Origin of the sequence: Pseudomonas sp. LFS074 (assembly GCF_047978165.1) — a bacterium.
Classification (GTDB): domain Bacteria; phylum Pseudomonadota; class Gammaproteobacteria; order Pseudomonadales; family Pseudomonadaceae; genus Aquipseudomonas; species Aquipseudomonas putida_P.
The window spans coordinates 1,436,613-1,450,934 of the sequence record NZ_JBFPFV010000001.1 but is presented as its reverse complement, the minus strand read 5'-3'; the positions used below and the strand labels follow the sequence as shown (position 1 = coordinate 1,450,934).

General features: G+C 62.8%; 12 protein-coding genes. 3 read left to right on the top strand and 9 right to left on the bottom strand.

Annotation, left to right across the window (positions count from 1 at the left end):
- Nucleotides 1–81: 81 nt before the first annotated feature.
- Nucleotides 82–2,847, bottom strand: a complete 2,766-nt coding sequence (gene gyrA, locus ACNQP3_RS06695) for a DNA gyrase subunit A (RefSeq protein ID WP_012271036.1) — start codon at nt 2,845–2,847, stop codon at nt 82–84.
- Nucleotides 2,848–3,133: 286 nt separating this feature from the next.
- A complete protein-coding gene (mtnA, locus tag ACNQP3_RS06690) occupies nt 3,134–4,210 on the bottom strand; it encodes an S-methyl-5-thioribose-1-phosphate isomerase (protein ID WP_012271035.1) in 1,077 nt (358 codons plus the stop codon).
- Between the two features lie 110 nt (nt 4,211–4,320).
- Between mtnA and ubiG the strand changes: the two genes are divergently transcribed.
- From ubiG to ACNQP3_RS06675, 3 genes are read left to right on the top strand one after another with little or no spacing between them, the layout of a single operon-like run.
- The gene (gene ubiG / locus ACNQP3_RS06685) at nt 4,321–5,019 is read left to right on the top strand and encodes a bifunctional 2-polyprenyl-6-hydroxyphenol methylase/3-demethylubiquinol 3-O-methyltransferase UbiG (protein ID WP_012271034.1); all 699 of its coding nucleotides are present in this window, start codon (nt 4,321–4,323) and stop codon (nt 5,017–5,019) included.
- Nucleotides 5,020–5,021: 2 nt separating this feature from the next.
- Nucleotides 5,022–5,693: an N-acetylmuramic acid 6-phosphate phosphatase MupP gene (gene mupP / locus ACNQP3_RS06680; protein WP_012271033.1), complete on the top strand. Its 672-nt coding sequence runs from the start codon at nt 5,022–5,024 to the stop codon at nt 5,691–5,693.
- 21 nt (nt 5,694–5,714) lie between these two features.
- A complete protein-coding gene (locus ACNQP3_RS06675; RefSeq protein WP_012271032.1) occupies nt 5,715–6,455 on the top strand; it encodes a YciK family oxidoreductase in 741 nt (246 codons plus the stop codon).
- Between the two features lie 122 nt (nt 6,456–6,577).
- Here the strand turns inward: ACNQP3_RS06675 and ACNQP3_RS06670 are convergent, their stop codons facing one another.
- From ACNQP3_RS06670 to ACNQP3_RS06640, 7 genes are all read right to left on the bottom strand, one after another.
- Complete coding sequence (locus tag ACNQP3_RS06670) at nt 6,578–7,363, bottom strand: TenA family transcriptional regulator (RefSeq protein ID WP_012271031.1); 786 nt, start codon at nt 7,361–7,363, stop codon at nt 6,578–6,580.
- Nucleotides 7,364–7,393: 30 nt separating this feature from the next.
- Nucleotides 7,394–9,850 (bottom strand): EAL domain-containing protein, encoded by a 2,457-nt coding sequence (locus tag ACNQP3_RS06665; protein WP_264316879.1) that lies wholly within the window; start codon nt 9,848–9,850, stop codon nt 7,394–7,396.
- 124 nt (nt 9,851–9,974) lie between these two features.
- Nucleotides 9,975–11,807, bottom strand: a complete 1,833-nt coding sequence (locus ACNQP3_RS06660) for an ABC transporter ATP-binding protein (protein WP_012271029.1) — start codon at nt 11,805–11,807, stop codon at nt 9,975–9,977.
- Nucleotides 11,800–12,432 carry a DsbA family protein gene (locus ACNQP3_RS06655; protein WP_012271028.1) on the bottom strand — a complete coding sequence of 211 codons (633 nt, stop codon included), beginning with the start codon at nt 12,430–12,432 and terminating at the stop codon, nt 11,800–11,802. The genes ACNQP3_RS06660 and ACNQP3_RS06655 overlap by 8 nt, the downstream gene beginning before the upstream one ends.
- Nucleotides 12,433–12,435: 3 nt before the next feature.
- Nucleotides 12,436–13,368, bottom strand: coding sequence for a rhodanese-related sulfurtransferase (locus tag ACNQP3_RS06650; protein WP_012271027.1), 933 nt, complete (start codon nt 13,366–13,368; stop codon nt 12,436–12,438).
- A 109-nt stretch (nt 13,369–13,477) separates the two neighbouring features.
- Nucleotides 13,478–13,774 (bottom strand): BolA family protein, encoded by a 297-nt coding sequence (locus ACNQP3_RS06645; RefSeq protein ID WP_012271026.1) that lies wholly within the window; start codon nt 13,772–13,774, stop codon nt 13,478–13,480.
- 10 nt (nt 13,775–13,784) lie between these two features.
- Nucleotides 13,785–14,309, bottom strand: a complete 525-nt coding sequence (locus ACNQP3_RS06640; RefSeq protein WP_003252642.1) for a DUF2059 domain-containing protein — start codon at nt 14,307–14,309, stop codon at nt 13,785–13,787.
- Nucleotides 14,310–14,322 lie beyond the last annotated feature (13 nt).

Sequence of the window (14,322 nt, the reverse complement as noted above, 5' to 3'; positions counted from 1 at the left end):
CAAATAGAACAAATTCGTTGTTGCCTGCTGCAATCAGTCAAACGGGGCGACCTTGGTCGCCCCGCTCGGGTTTACGCTTGCTTACTCTTGCGGGGCCTCTTCGGCGCCAGCAGCTTCTTCGTTGTCTGGCGCTTCAGCCTCGACACCCTCCTCGTCCGCCTCGACCACATCATCGAGTTCGTCCTCGGACGGCTCCTGGATACGCTCCAGGCCCACCAGCGTCTCATCAGCCGCCAGCTTGATCAGCGTAACGCCCTGGGTGTTACGGCTCAGGCTGGATACCTCGCCAACCCGGGTGCGCACCAGCGTACCCTGGTCGGAGATCAACATGATCTCCTCGCCTTCCTGCACCTGGATAGCACCGATCAGCAGACCGTTGCGCCCCTTGGTACCCATGGCGATCACACCCTGGCCACCACGGCCGCGACGCGGGAACTTGGACAGCGGGGTGCGCTTGCCGAAGCCACGCTCGGACGCGGTGAGGATCTGCGAGCCCGACTCGGGGATCAGCATGGAAATGATGCGCTGACCTTTACCCAGTTTCATGCCGCGCACACCACGCGCGTTACGGCCCATTTCACGCACTACGCTCTCGGCGAAGCGGATGACCTTGCCGGCGTCGGAGAACATCATGACTTCTTTGGCGCCGTCGGTGATGGCCGCTGCAATCAAGGTATCGCCTTCCTTGAGCTTCAAGGCGATCAGGCCGTTGGAGCGCGGACGGGCGAACTGCACCAGCGGGGTCTTCTTGACGGTGCCGGAGGCGGTAGCCATGAAGATGTACGCGCCGGTCGGCTCCGCCACCCACTCCGGAGTGTCGCCGTCTTCTTCGTCGACTTCCTCGGCCTCTACCAGCTCACCTTCGAGCACGGTGTCATCCGCTTCTTCCAGCTCTTCGTCGAGGTCGGCGTTCTGCTGCAGCGCTTCGAGGTCGATCTGCAGCATGGCGGTGATGCGCTCACCCTCCTCCAGCGGCAGCAGGTTGACCAGCGGGCGACCACGGGCAGCACGGGACGCTTCGGGGATTTCGTAGGTCTTCTTCCAGTACACCTTGCCCTTGCTGGAGAACAGCAACAGGGTGGCGTGGCTGTTGGCGACCAGCAGGTGCTCGATGTAGTCCTCGTCCTTCACGCCAGTCGCCGACTTGCCTTTGCCGCCACGGCGCTGGGCCTGGTAAGCGGACAATGGCTGGGTCTTGGCATAACCACCGTGAGAGATGGTGACCACGCGCTCTTCTTCCGGGATCATGTCGCCGTAGTTGAGGTCGTGGCTGGCATTGAGGATTTCGGTACGACGGGCATCGCCGTATTCGGCGCGAATGGCCTCCAGCTCTTCGCGGATCACTTCCATCAGGCGCTCGGCGCTGCTGAGGATGCGGATCAGTTCGCCGATCTGCTCGAGGATTTCCTGGTACTCGGCCAGCAGCTTCTCGTGCTCCAGGCCGGTCAGGCGGTGCAGGCGCAGGTCGAGAATGGCCTGAGCCTGCTCAGGCGACAGGAAGTACTTGCCATCATGCAGCCCGTACTGTTCCGGCAGGTCCTCTGGGCGGCAGGAGTCGGCGCCAGCGCGCTCAACCATGACCTGCACGGCGCTGGATTCCCACGGCGTGGAAACCAGGGCTTCCTTGGCTTCGGACGGGGTCGGCGAGGCCTTGATCAGGGCAATGACCGGGTCGATGTTGGACAGCGCGACCGCCTGGCCTTCAAGGATGTGGCCACGTTCACGGGCCTTGCGCAGCTCGAACACGGTACGGCGGGTCACCACTTCACGGCGGTGACGGACGAACGCTTCGAGCAGGTCCTTGAGGTTGAGCAGGCGCGGACGGCCATCGACCAATGCCACCACGTTGATGCCGAACACGCTCTGCAGCTGGGTTTGCTGATAGAGGTTGTTGAGCACCACCTCCGGCACCTCGCCGCGACGCAGCTCGATGACGATGCGCATGCCGTCCTTGTCGGACTCGTCGCGCAGCTCGGTAATGCCTTCGATCTTCTTCTCTTTGACCAGCTCGGCGATCTTTTCGATCAGGCGTGCCTTGTTCAGCTGGTACGGCAGCTCGGTGATGACGATCTGCTGGCGGCCGCCTACCTTGTCGATGTCTTCGATCTCGGAGCGGGCACGCATGTAGATGCGGCCCCGGCCGGTGCGATAGGCCTCGATGATGCCCTGGCGACCGTTGATGATGCCGGCAGTCGGGAAGTCTGGCCCAGGAATGAACTGCATCAGTTCATCAATGGTGACGTCCGGGTTGTCGATCAGCGCCAGGCAGCCGTCGATGACCTCGCCAAGGTTGTGCGGCGGAATGTTGGTCGCCATGCCCACGGCGATACCGCTGGAGCCGTTGACCAGCAGGTTGGGAATACGGGTCGGCATGACCGCCGGAATCTGCTCGGTGCCGTCGTAGTTGGGCACCCAGTCGACGGTTTCCTTGTGCAGGTCGGCCAGCAGCTCGTGGGCCAGCTTGGTCATGCGCACTTCGGTGTATCGCATAGCCGCGGCGTTGTCGCCGTCCACCGAACCGAAGTTGCCCTGACCGTCGACCAGCAGGTAGCGCAGCGAGAACGGCTGGGCCATACGCACGATGGTGTCGTAGACCGCGGTGTCGCCGTGCGGGTGGTACTTACCGATCACGTCACCGACCACACGGGCGGATTTCTTGTACGGCTTGTTCCAGTCGTTGCCCAGTTCGCTCATCGCATAGAGAACGCGACGATGCACGGGCTTCAAGCCGTCACGCGCATCGGGCAGCGCTCGCCCGACAATCACGCTCATCGCGTAGTCGAGGTAAGACTGTCTCAGTTCGTCTTCGATATTGACCGGGAGGATTTCTTTGGCCAGTTCGCCCATGAGAAGCCTGATTCCTTTTTCTGGTGAAACTTCGCAGCTCCATCAAGGGCCGAACGAAGCTCGCCGCCGCAGCGCATATGGGTGCGACGACTTACGACAAATCAATGAGTTGTGCCATGGATCTGCGCAATGAAGGCCGCCGTGATGGGCGGTCCTGGAAACTGCCGGATGTTATCACAAAGGCGGGGGCGGTGGGGAGATGTGGCAGGTGGTCTCAGGTGGGTTTGAATCTTGAATTTTCATTGCCTGTACCGGCCTCTTCGCGGCGGTACAGGCAATACAGGCATCAGTGCAACCGCTTACGGCAAATCAGCTGGGCCAGCTTGGCAGTATCCGGGCGCTCGACGATGCCGCGCTCGGTCACGATCACATCGATCAGGTCGGCCGGGGTCACGTCGAATACCGGGTTGAACACCTCGACATCCGGCACCGCCGGGGCACCGCCAAAGTCCAGCCACTCGTCGGCGTCACGCTCCTCCAACGGGATATCCTCGCCCGTGGCCAGGTTCAGGTCGATGCTGGTGCTCGGCGCTACCACCATGAACCGCACACCATGATGCATGGCGCTGACCGCCAGCTGATAGGTGCCGATCTTGCTGGCCACGTCGCCGTTGGCGGCAATGCAGTCCGCCCCCACCACCACCCAGGTGATGCCTTTGGTCTTCATCAGGTGGGCCAGCGCCGAATCGGCGCACAGGGTCACCGGGATGCCTTCGTTGGCCAGCTCCCAGGCGGTCAGGCGCGAGCCTTGCAACCAGGGACGGGTCTCGCCGGCATAGACCCGCTCGACCATGCCCTCCAGGTAACCGGCGCGAATAACCCCCAGTGCGGTACCAAAGCCGCCGCTGGCCAGGGCGCCGGCGTTGCCGTAGGTGAGCAAGGCCTGGGCATTGCCCTGATGGCGACGGATCAGCTCGATACCTTGCTGGGACATGGTCAGGTTGGCTTCACGGTCGCTTTCATGGATAGCCACGGCTTCGGCTTCCAGCGCGGCGAGCACGTCTTCGTCCGCTCGCAGGCGCAGCAGGCGCTCGCGCATGCGGTTCAGCGCCCAGAACAGGTTGGCAGCAGTGGGGCGCGCTTCGGCCAGGGTGAGAAAGTCTTCTTCCAGGTCCATCTCCCAATCGCCACCCTGGGCCAGCCGCTCTTCAAGGGCCAGCACCAGGCCGTAGGCGGCGGCAATGCCGATGGCCGAAGCCCCGCGCACCACCATGTCGCGGATCGCCGCAGCCACCTGCGCAACATTGTCGCAGGCCAGCCAGCGCTCTTGCGACGGCAGCAGACGCTGGTCGAGCAGGTGCAAGGCGCCGCCCTGCCAGCGGATCGCGGTCACCTTCTCCGCCGCCAAAAGTCGCTCGCGCATCACCTCTCCCTGTCGTTCGGATATCAAAAGCCGGCGATTATAGCGACCCTTGGGGCTGAGCGCTCGGGTATACTCCGGCGCAATTTTGCGAAGTTTCAGAGGACTGTTCAATGAGCAACGTCGACCGCGCCGAAATCGCCAAGTTCGAAGCGCTGGCCCACCGCTGGTGGGACCGCGAAAGCGAGTTCAAGCCGCTGCACGAAATCAACCCGCTGCGCGTCAACTGGATCGACGAGCGGGCCAGCCTGGCCGGCAAGAAAGTGCTGGACGTAGGCTGTGGCGGCGGCATCCTCAGCGAAGCCATGGCCCTGCGCGGCGCCACGGTCACCGGTATCGACATGGGCGAGGCACCGCTGGCAGTGGCCCAACTGCATCAGCTGGAGTCGGGCGTGCAGGTGGAATACCGGCAGATCACCGCCGAAGCGCTGGCCGAGGAAATGCCTGAACAGTTCGACGTGGTCACCTGCCTTGAAATGCTCGAGCACGTGCCCGACCCGTCTTCGGTGATTCGCGCCTGCTACCGCATGGTCAAGCCTGGCGGCCAGGTGTTCTTCTCCACCATCAACCGCAACCCCAAGGCCTACCTGCTGGCCATCGTCGGCGCCGAATACATTCTGAAAATGCTGCCGCGCGGCACCCATGACTTCAAGAAGTTCATCCGCCCGTCCGAGCTGGGTGCCTGGAGCCGCGATGCCGGCCTGCAGGTAAAGGACATCATCGGCCTCACCTACAACCCGCTGACCAAGCACTACAAGCTCAACAGCGACGTCGACGTCAACTACATGATCCAGACCCTGCGCGAGGAATAAGCATGCGTTTGCGAGCAGTACTCTTCGACATGGACGGCACCTTGCTCGACACGGCGCCGGACTTCATCGCCATTTGCCAGGCCATGCTCGCCGAGCGCGGCCTGCCGGCCGTTGACGACAACCTGATCCGCGGCGTGATCTCTGGCGGCGCGCGCGCCATGGTTGCCGCCACGTTTGCCATGGACCCGGAAACCGAAGGCTTCGAGGCCCTGCGCCTGGAGTTCCTCGAGCGCTACCAACGCGACTGCGCGGTACACAGCAAACTGTTCGATGGCATGGCCGAGCTGCTGGCCGACATCGAAAAAGGCAACCTGCTGTGGGGCGTGGTCACCAACAAGCCGGTACGCTTCGCCGAGCCGATCATGCAGCAACTGGGCCTGGCCGAACGCTCGGCACTGCTGATCTGCCCGGACCACGTGAAAAACAGCAAACCCGACCCCGAACCGCTGATCCTGGCCTGCAAAACCTTGAACCTGGACCCGGCCAGCGTGCTGTTCGTCGGCGACGACCTGCGCGACATCGAGTCTGGCCGCGACGCTGGCACCCGCACGGCGGCGGTGCGCTACGGCTATATTCATCCAGAGGACAACCCGAACAACTGGGGCGCCGACGTGGTGGTGGACCACCCGCTGGAGCTGCGCAAAGTGATCGACAGCGCGCTGTGCGGCTGCTGAACTAGAGACAGGGAATACACAATGTTCGACTACACCGCCCGCCCCGACCTGCTGCAAGGCCGGGTCATTCTGGTGACCGGCGCCGGCCGTGGCATTGGTGCTGCTGCTGCCAAGGCCTATGCCGCACTGGGTGCCACCGTGCTGCTGCTGGGCAAGACCGAGGCCAACCTGAACGAGGTCTACGACCAGATCGAAGCCGCCGGGCACCCACAGCCGGTGGTCATCCCGTTCAACCTGGAAACCGCCCTGCCCCACCAGTACGACGAGCTGGCGGTCATGATCGAAGACCAGTTCGGCCGCCTCGACGGCCTGCTGAACAATGCCTCGATCATCGGCCCGCGCACGCCGCTGGAGCAGCTGTCGGGCGACAACTTCATGCGTGTGATGCACATCAACGTCGATGCCACCTTCATGCTCACCAGCACCTTGCTGCCACTGCTGAAGCTGTCGGAAGACGCCTCGGTGGTGTTCACCAGCAGCAGCGTCGGGCGCAAGGGCCGGGCTTACTGGGGCGCCTACGGCGTGTCGAAGTTCGCCACCGAGGGCCTGATGCAGACCCTGGCCGACGAACTGGAAGGCGTGGCGCCGGTGCGCTCCAACAGCATCAACCCGGGCGCCACGCGTACGGCGATGCGGGCTCAGGCTTACCCCAGCGAGAACCCGCAGAACAACCCGCTGCCGGAAGAGATCATGCCGGTGTATCTGTACCTGATGGGGCCGGACAGCAAAGCAGTCAACGGGCAAGCGCTCAACGCCCAGTAAGGCTTGAGACTGCCGGGGCTGCTGTGCAGCCCATCGCGACGCAAGGCCGCTCCTACAAGGGTACGCGATCTCTTGTAGGAGCGGCCTTGCGTCGCGATGGGCCGCGCAGCGGCCCCAAGGCCCTAACCCGCCGCCAACGCCGGGCGCATACGCCCCTGCTGGCGCCCTTCCAGCTGCATGCACCGTTCCAGGAACAGGTACATGCAGTCGTAACTCTTGCAAATCGCCCTGCGCAACTCGGTACGCAGCCCCAGCGTCGGGTTCTCACCGGCCAAGGTACAGATGATCTCCAGCGCCTCCCACGGGTGCGCATCGTCATACTGGGCGTGCATCTTCAGCCACTTCATCGCCCGCTTGCGCTGGTCTTCCGGGAAGCCTTGCGCGTAAGTATCGGTCGAGCACACCACCGCCGACCACTCGCCGGTCGCGCCTTCGATGGCATAGTTGGTCGCCGCCATGGAAATGGCCAGGTTCTCGGTGGCACACACCCGCCAGCACCAGTCGTTCAGGCCGTTCAGCTCGGGCGGCACTTCCTGCGCCTGCAATTCGTGCAGGTGCACGCCGTGCGCCTGGCACCAGTTCACCCAGTAGTCGGCATGGTTCAACTCGACGCGAATGTTGCGCATCAGCCAACGCCGGGCCATGTCCTCGCCCTGGTGCCGGCCGTAGCGGGTCTTGGTCAGGTTATGCGCCATGTACAGCGAAAACTGCTCCACCACCGGCCAGCCACCGATCAAGTACTGGCGGATGGTCGATTGTTTCAGCTGGCCATCGCGCAGACGCGCATAGAACTCATGCTCCACCACCCGACGCTTGCTCTCGCGGCAGTCTTCAATCAGTTGCTGGGCCCATTGGGGGTAACTGGCGGGGTCCATCAAAGGCCCGATACGTACGAATGCATCAATCACTTTCAGCTCCTTGATCCTTGTGATTTCTAGCTAGCGAAACGTGCCAGGTGCCCGCTGCAACAGAGGCCGGGCGGCGATCCGTTGGCGCTGCAGACTGTCACAGGTGAACACCTGGGGGCGTTCGATCAGGTAGCCCTGGGCGTAATCCACGCCAATTTCCTGCAAGGCCTGCTCGATCAAGGGTGTTTCGACGAACTCGGCAATGGTGCGCTTACCCATCACATGGCCGATATGGTTGATGACCTCGACCATGGCCCGGTTGACCGGGTCGTCGAGCATGTCCTTGACGAAACTGCCGTCAATCTTCAGGTAATCCACGGGCAAATGCTTGAGATAGGCGAACGAGGACATGCCAGCGCAGAAATCATCGAGCGAAAAGCGGCAACCCAGCCCCTTCAACTCGTTGATGAAACGGATGGCGCTGCCCAGGTTGGCGATGGCACTGGTTTCGGTAATTTCAAAGCAGATCATTCGCGGCGGGATGGCGTACTCGACGAACAACCGCTGCAGGTATTCGAGAAACTTGTCGTCGCCGATGCTCGACCCCGACAGGTTGATCGCACAGATCGACAACGGCCCTTCGCGCCCTTCGTCCAGGCACTGGCGTATGACCAGAAACACATTGCGCACCACCCAACGGTCAAGCGCGGTCATCAGGCCGTAGCGTTCGGCCGCCGGGATAAAGCTGCTGGGCAGGATGGTACGGCCGCTTTCGTCGTGCAGGCGCAGCAGAATCTCGATGTGCCCCGGGCCTTCGAAGCTTTTCAGCGGGGCGATTTCCTGGGCATACAGGCAGAAGCGGTTTTCTTCCAAAGCCACATGCAAGCGCTGGATCCAGGCCATTTCGCCGAAGCGCATGGACAGTTCGCTGTCATCGGCATGGTACACCTGCACACGGTTGCGCCCCTTCTCCTTGGCCATGTAGCACGCCATGTCGGCAGCGCGCAGCGAAGCCTCCAGCGTGCCCGGGGCCTGGGCCATGTGCACCAGCCCGATGCTGACCGTGGTGACGAACGGCCGCCCTTTCCACACGAAGTGCAGGCTCTGCACCATCTGGCGCAATTGCTCGGCGATGCGCTCGGCCTGATCGGGCGGGCAGTTTTCCAGCAACACGCCAAATTCGTCGCCACCCAGCCGCGCCAAGGTATCGCCTTCGCGCAGGCCGGACTGCAGTACGGCGCAAATGTGCCGCAACAGCTCATCGCCAGCCGCATGGCCGCAAGTGTCGTTGACCAGCTTGAACTGGTCGAGGTCGAGGAACATCAGCGAGTGCCGCCCGGCCTGGCGCGCCAGGCCGTTGAGCGCCTGCTCCAGGCGGTATTCGAACTCGCGGCGGTTGGCCAGCCCAGTCAGCGCATCGTGGGTGGCCTGCCAGGACAGGTTGGCGATGTACTGCCGCTCCTGGGTCATGTCGTGCAGCACCAGTACGATACCGCTGACCTGGCCGTCACTGACGATAGGCGAACCGACCAGGTTGATTGACACGGTGCTGCCGTCCAGCCGCTGAATCAACCTGGCGTGTTCCGCGCCGCCCTTGAGACTGCCACTGAGCACCTGCTCGACCAGGCTGCGACCCTCCTCCTCGGCCTGTTCGTCAACCAGGCTGAACATTGCCGACAGCGGCAGGCCCAGCGCCTGGCTGGCTTGCCAGTGAGTCAATTGCTCGGCGGCCGGGTTCATGTAGCCGATACTGCCCTCCACATCGGTGGTGATCACCGCATCACCGATGGCTTGCAACGTGATCTGCGCCCGCTCTTTTTCTTCCTGCAGGGCGCTGGCAAATGCCTGGCGCTGAGCCAGCAGCTTGCTGGATCGGCGCCAGGCAATGGTAATCAGCACCATTGCCGTCAGCAGGTTAGTGATCAGCAGCACCCGCAGCAACATGCGCGAGCCTTCGCCCAAGGCATCTCTGAACGCTTTGGCCGCAGGCGTGACCCCTTCGTTGATGGTGACGATACGCGCCTTCCAGTCGCTGACCGTGCCGGCATCAACCGGGCCACTGCTCAAGCGCTGGCGCATCTCGCCAGCCAGCACATCCAGCTTGGCCAGGTAATCGTCGCCGACATCCCAGTAGTCGATGGCCGTCTGCATGTAGCTGACGTTGCGGAAATTGCGGTAGAACCAGATGATCCGCTCGACATCGTCAGGGTGGTTGCCCCCTTGCAGCACTGCCTGGCGCGCGGCCTCCAGATCAGGGTTGGGACGGTCGAGCACCTCGCGCAACTGATGGTCGCCCTGAGGTACGGTAATGGCCTGGCGATAACGCTGGTAGGTGCTGTCGTCGCGTGTTTCAGCGTACAGGTTGAGGTAGTAGATGGCGTCTTTCTGCGCCTTGGACCACAGGCTTTCGCCCGCGACATACGCGCGCACGGCCGAGAGCGTATAAAGGCTGAGGCTGCCCAACGCCACCTGGAGGACCACAACGGCGATGAAGGGCCAGGTGATACCGAGCAACTTTGGCGCTTCTAGAGTGCGATGTCCCTTCATGGAGTCCCTGTCACAGAGCAGATAAGGCGCAAATCAACCCAGACAAGCACAGCGTAGGCCATTTGCCATCGTTGTGGAGGGGATTTTTATGACAGGGAATCGGGGGATTTGTACATCCTGAAATTCAGCTCTGCTGCAGGTGCCCATACAGCTTGGCATACAACCCGCCTTCGGCAATCAGCTGCTGGTGGTCGCCATCTTCAGCCACATGCCCACTATCGAACACCAGTACTCGATCAGCCTGCTTCACCGCCGAAAGCCGGTGGGCGATGATCAGCGTGGTGCGGCCGCTGAGGAAGCGCGCCAGGGCCTGATGCAGGTTGTACTCGGTGGCGGCATCCAGGGCCGATGTGGCCTCGTCGAGGATAACCACCTTGGGCTCGGCCAGCACCATGCGGGCAATCGCCAGGCGCTGCCGCTGGCCGCCAGACAAGCGCACCCCAGAACGCCCCAGCACACTGTCCAGGCCCTGGGGCAAGGCAGCGATGGTGGCATCCAGTTGAGCAATGTGCAGCGCCTGCCAGCAGGCATCGTCACTGCAATCACGGCCCATGGTCAGGTTGGCACGCACGCTGTCGTTGAACAGTGACGGGTGCTGCAACACCACCGCGACGTTCTCGCGCAGGGTTTCAAGGCCGATTTCCTGCAAGCTGGCCCCGCCGAAGCGGATGGTTCCGGCCTGGGCGCTGTAAAGGCCCAACAGCAGTTGCACCAGGGTGCTCTTGCCGCCGCCGCTGGCACCGACAATCGCCACCTTCTCGCCTGGGGCAATCGACAGGTCGAGATGCTCCAGCACCGGCTCGTCGGCATAGGCAAAGCGCAGGTCGCGCACTTCGATACCCACGGTCTGGCGACCGGCGAACGGGTCGCTGGCGGCGGGGTACTGCGGCTCGTCGTCACGCGCCAGTAGCTCGTTGAGGCGGCTCAGCGCACCACCGGCGGCGTAATAGGCATATTGCAGGTTGAGCAGTTGCTCCACCGGGCCGATCATGAACCACAGGTAGCTGAACACCGCCAGCATCTGGCCGATCGACAAGTCTGAAAACAACACGGTAAGCATCGCCGCGGCGCGGAAGATGTCGATGCCGAACTGGAACAGCAGGCCACTGGCACGGCCACTGGCGTCGCTTTTCCATTGAGAGTCCACGGCGTAGTCGCGCACCTCACGGGCACGCAAGCCCAACCGGCCAAGGAAATAGCCCTGGCGGTTGCCCGCGCGGATTTCCTGGATGGCATCGAGGGTTTCCGCCAGTGCCTGGGTAAAGCGCGCGGTGCTGTCGTTTTCGAGCTTTTTCAGGTGTTTTACCCGCTTGCCCAACTGCACGGTGAAGTAGATCACCAGCGGGTTGAACAGCAAGATCAGCAAGGCCAGTTGCCAGTGCATCCAGATCAGGATGGCTGCCGTGCCGGTCAGGGTCAGCATGGCCACCAGGAAGCGGCTGAGGGTTTCGCCGACGAACTTGTCGAGGGTGTCCAGGTCGGTGACCAGGTGGGTGGTCACCGTGCCGCTGCCCAGGCTTTCGTATTCCTTCAGCGAAATACGCTTGAGCCGCTCGATCAGGCGAATGCGCAGGCGGTAGACGATATCCTTGGCCAAGCCGGCGAACAGCTTGGCCTGAATCACGTTGAACGCCAGCGCAGCCAGGCGCAGGCACAGGGTGAGTGCCAGCATCAGGCCAATGTAGCCGGCGGCCACCTGCCAGCTGGACGGCAGCAGGTGGTTCATCCACTTCAACGCGGCATCACCATGGCCGAGCAGCACCTCATCCACCAGCAACGGCAGCAGCAGCGGAATGGGCACACTGCAGCATGCCGCCAGCACAGCGATGAGGTTGGCAGACCAGAGGTTTTTCTTGTGATGCAGGGCCAGGCGGCGGATTTCCGCCCAGCTCAGTCGATCGGCCGCACTGTATGGCTTGCCCGGCACCGGGTCGGGTGACCCAGGCACATCAAGCACAGGCAGCCTGCTGCAGCCAACGGCCGAGCAAGGGTTGCAGGCGCTCCAGCGGCTGATAGCCGTTGGTCAGCAAGGCCAGTTGGCCGTTGCGCTCGGCCAACAGGGTCGGGAAGCCGGCGATACCCAGGTCCTGCGCCCAGGCGAAGTCGGCCGCTGTGGCAGCACGGGTGTCGGCACGGGCGAAGGTTTCGGCGAACACGGCACGGTCGAAGCCGGCCTGTTCAGCCAGCTCGACCAGCTGTGGCGCGGTGGTCACATCCATGCCTTGCTCGTAGAACGCACGCTGGATCAGCGCCAGCAGCGGCCAGACGCGCTCGGCGTCCAGCTCACGGGCTGTGACCAGAGCACGGCAGGCCGGCTCGGTGTCGTAGACGAAGCCGTCGGGCATGGCACCCTCGAAGCGGAACGGCTGGCCGGTAGCCTCAGCCACCGCCTGCCAGTGTTCGAGGATGTACTTGCGGGTGGAGCTGTCCAAGGCGCTGCCGCCGGTACGCAGCCCACCCGGCACCAGACGGGTGGCAACGCCTGCCTCACGCGCCTGGGCGATCAGGGCCGCGGCCACTGGCGCGAAACCCCAGCACCAGGAGCACATCGGGTCCATCACATAGATCAGGCGTGCAGACATGCATCAGGCCTCGGCTTTGTAGTTGTAACCGATCGGGTGCGGCAGGTTGCGGGCCTTGGCCAGCTCGATCTGCTTCTGCCGGTCGATGGCACTGCGCCGGGTCTTTTCGCTCAGGGTGTCCCAGCAATGCGGGCAGCTGACACCTGGCGAATAGTGCTCGGACGCACGCTCCTGTGCATTGATCGGGTGGCGGCAGGCGTGGCACTGGTCGTACTCGCCTTCGCTCAGGTCATGGCGCACCGTGACGCGGTTGTCGAAGACGAAGCAGTCGCCGTCCCACAGGCTTTCTTCCTGAGGCACTTCCTCGAAGTATTTCAGGATGCCGCCCTTAAGATGATAGACCGCATCAAAGCCTTCACCGAGCATGTAGCTGGAGGCTTTTTCACAGCGGATGCCACCGGTGCAGAACATGGCCACTTTCTTGTGCTTGCTCGGGTCGAAGTTGGCCTTGATGTACTCCGGGAATTCACGGAAGGTTTCGGTCTTCGGGTCGATGGCGCCCTTGAAAGTACCGATGGCCACTTCGTAGTCGTTACGGGTGTCGATCAGCAGCACTTCCGGGTCGCTGATCAAGGCGTTCCAGTCCTTGGGCTCGACATAGGTGCCGACTGCCTGGTTGGGGTCTACGCCCGGCACGCCGAGGGTGACGATTTCTTTCTTGAGCTTGACCTTGGTGCGGTAGAAGGGCTGTTCGTCGCAGTACGACTCTTTATGGTCGACATCGACCAGGCGCGGATCGTTGCGCAGCCAGGCCAGCAGGCCGTCGATGCCTTCGCGGGTGGCCGACACGGTGCCGTTGATGCCCTCGTGGGCCAGCAGCAGGGTGCCTTTGACGTTGTTGTCGAGCATGGCTTGCAGCAGCGGCTCGCGCAGCTCGATGTAGTCTTCCAGGGTGACGAACTTGTACAGCGCCGCGACGACGATGGCTTGGGACATGAAGCAGATTCTCCAGGTGGTTGCCCTCGTAAGGGGCGGACCGGATTGACAAATAAAAACGCGCCGACAAGCGGCGCGTTGCGAATTCTACCAGAACGACAAAAAGGTTTCAGTGCCCGCCGCCCGCACACACCGGCGAGGCCGGTGCAACGCCGACCTTGGCCCACTCTTCGGCGGTGTAGGTGTGGATAGCCAGGGCGTGGATCTCACCCATCAGCTCACCCATGGTGGCATAGACCTTCTGGTGGCGCTTGACGCTGTTCAACCCGGCAAACTGCTCGCTGACGATCACTGCTTTGTAGTGGGTCTCCTGACCACGACTGTGCATGTGGCTTTCGTTGAGCACTTGCAGGTGTTGCGGCGCCAGCGTGGCCAGCTGCTGTTCGATACGCTGTTGCATGGTCATTGCGGCGTACTCACTTCTTCGCAGGGGCGGCGGCCTTGCCTGCGTTCGGGTCCAGTTCCTTGGTCATGTCTTCCAGCAGCTTGTTCACCACCGGCACTGCTGGTTCCAGGCTCTGTTGGGTCAGCTGCGCCGACTGCTGGGTAACCTTGGGCATTTCACGCAGCACTTTCTTGCCCAGTGGCGATTCATAGAACTTGACCAGGTCCTTGAGCTCCTGCTCGGTGAAGGTCTGGGTGTACAGGTCGACCATCTTCGGCTTCAGCTTGTTCCAGCCGATGGCGTTGTCCAGTGCCGCGTTGGCCTTGGCCTGGTAGCTTTCCAGTACCGGCTGTTTGGCGGCCGGGGCCTTGGTCTGGGCGAAACGCTGGGCGAACATTTGCTGTACTTGCATGTACACCGGGGTGCCCAGCTTGTCGGCGTTGGCCAGGGTCAGGAATTTCTCGGCAGCAGCGTTGTGGCTGGCGGTGGCAGCGAGTACCTGGCCGCTGGCGCAAACCAGGGCAACGGCGGCACAAAGGACACGGAGACGGGTCATTGCATTTCCTTCA